Source organism: Pseudomonadota bacterium (genome assembly GCA_034660915.1).
Classification (GTDB): Bacteria; Desulfobacterota; Anaeroferrophillalia; order Anaeroferrophillales; family Anaeroferrophillaceae; genus DQWO01.
This window is the reverse complement of the sequence record JAYEKE010000184.1, coordinates 1-2,096: the sequence shown is the minus strand read 5'-3', so window position 1 is coordinate 2,096 and position 2,096 is coordinate 1. Positions and strand designations below refer to the sequence as shown.

The 2,096-nt window shown below is 49.4% G+C and carries 2 protein-coding genes; one reads left to right on the top strand and one right to left on the bottom strand.

Annotated features, from left to right (window positions below):
- Positions 1 to 511: 511 nt before the first annotated feature.
- Positions 512 to 1,843, bottom strand: coding sequence for a hypothetical protein (locus U9P07_10655; protein ID MEA2109866.1), 1,332 nt, complete (start codon positions 1,841 to 1,843; stop codon positions 512 to 514).
- An 11-nt stretch (positions 1,844 to 1,854) separates the two neighbouring features.
- Between U9P07_10655 and U9P07_10650 the strand changes: the two genes are divergently transcribed.
- On the top strand, positions 1,855 to 2,096 hold a 242-nt coding region (locus U9P07_10650), incomplete at its 3' end, for a hypothetical protein (protein MEA2109865.1).

Below are 2,096 nucleotides of genomic sequence, written 5' to 3'. Positions count from 1 at the left end.
CTCACAGAGACACGGAGTCACAGAGGGCAAATGACTCGGGTTCTCTGTGACTTTGTGCCTCTGTGAGAGTATTTTTATCTTTTCTGAAAACGTAGTCGAATGTTTACGTTTGTAATAGCAAAACATCATGTAATCATTAAACTAATAGCTAACCGCTAAAGGCTAATCGCTCAGTTTAGGTTTCACAAAAGTACAGACAAAGAGAAATCAGTTATTTGCTTTCTGTGACTCCGCGACGTAATTTTTTTGTCTCGCGCCCGTTCGCTTCGCTCACTCAAGACGCAAAGAGCGCAATGAAAAACGACTGACGATATGGTAAGTTGAACTCTTCGCGGTCTTTGCGGCTTTAATCCGTTTGGTGTTTTAAGTTATTCAGTTAATGACTTGATTTTACTTAGCTAAATGCTAATAGCTAACAGCTAATCTCTCAGCTTAGGTGTCAATAAACAAAAGCAGAGCATCGTGGTGGCGATACCCTGCTTCTGGAGGAATTATCGTTGTGTATGGATATCTACTCCACCGATTTTACCATGTCCGCAATGGCAAATCCTTTACCGGAGACAACTTCGCAAATGGCTCCGTCCATGCCAAAAAAATCGGCAACTTTAACAATCCCTTTCATTACTCCCTGGGCTTTGCCCAGTGACATCTTGGTGGCCGGGTCAACAACGTCCGATCCTTTGGCATAAACCCTCAGCTTCTGGCCTATCTGCAGGCCGCTGAGACGTCCGGCATTGACAAAAAGCCGTCCCTTATCCACCTTGATCAACCGCGAATACCAGTCGATCATTTTCAGGTTTCCGGCCAGATCCGCGACAACCTGATCTATTGCAGGGGTTGCCTGATAACTGTTGCCCTTAATAGCATAGGTTTTTAAAGGATAGCCTGAGGAAACATCAATTGCTTCCAGATTCAGCTGGTAGTTTCCTTCTCCTCCCGGTTGTGGTGCAGAAAGGAAGTGGACTTTTTCCAGAACAACCACATGGGCCCCCATTTCCCGCCCCAGTTTTGCCAGCTTAGTCCTGGTTTCCAGGGAGTTAATGAACAGCTGGTGGCTGCTGACATAGGTGCTGACCGCTTCTTTCGGCAGCAGGAGGATCCCCGGGGCTGCCGCCAGTTGGCCATAGATTTTCTGGCTGAAGGAATCAAGGGGTTTGGTGGTCAAACCCCGCTGGGGGTAGTGGATAATAAAAACAACTTTGCGTTTGATGCCCTGAAAAGCGAAGGAATCTCCCATCCTTGAGGTGCTGATGAATCCGGGAGTGGGGGTCGCCGCAGCATTCTGCTGGCTGCCATACATTCCCGGGGCGGCGGTTGCTGCCTGGTAGGGGCTGGTGCCATATGCGCCGCCGGTTGCTGGAGCCTGGTACTGGCCGGGCATGGGAGTTGGAGTAGGGGTTGAACCGGCGCCATAACTGCCATAGCCGGCTGTAGGCGTTTGGCCATAATTGCCGGTCATCGGTGCCTGAGCACCGTATGCCGGTGCCGCCGGTTGCTGGTATGGTTGAGCCGGAGCGGCCGTTCCACCATAGGGGTTCTGGTATCCAGGGGTAGCTGGTGCGGTCGTCGGAACGCCGTAGTTGTAGGCGTTATAGGGTTGCTGCTGGGCGCCGTATTGCTGGCTGCCCTGGTAGGGCTGCTGCCCGGTTTGTCCCTGCCCTGCCTGCTGGTTTGCCGGTGCCGCACCACTGTATTGTGGTTTCTCCCAAGCATCCTGGGTGGTTTCCTGAACCACCGGTTCGTCCTGCTCTACTTTTTTATCACCAAAGAAGGGTATGTGCCAGTTGCAGCCGGATGCGGCCAAGAGGGCAAACAGCATAAGAACCAGAAAGCCTTTTTTCATTATGAATCTCCTTGGAAAAAATTAGTGTCTTACAGGTTATTTTCTGGTTTAAAAAACAAGAAAATGTTCTGATAAAAGCACTTATTTGCGGGCCGATAAAGCCCGTTTGGGTTGCGGGATATGTTCCCGCATTAGATATCGATGAAGAAAAATATTTCTCCTGCCTTTTCGTACAATGCTGGCTATCTCATAAAATGACGTTTTTTTCAAGGTTTTTTCTTAATGCTTTCCGGACTTTTCCCTTGATATTTTG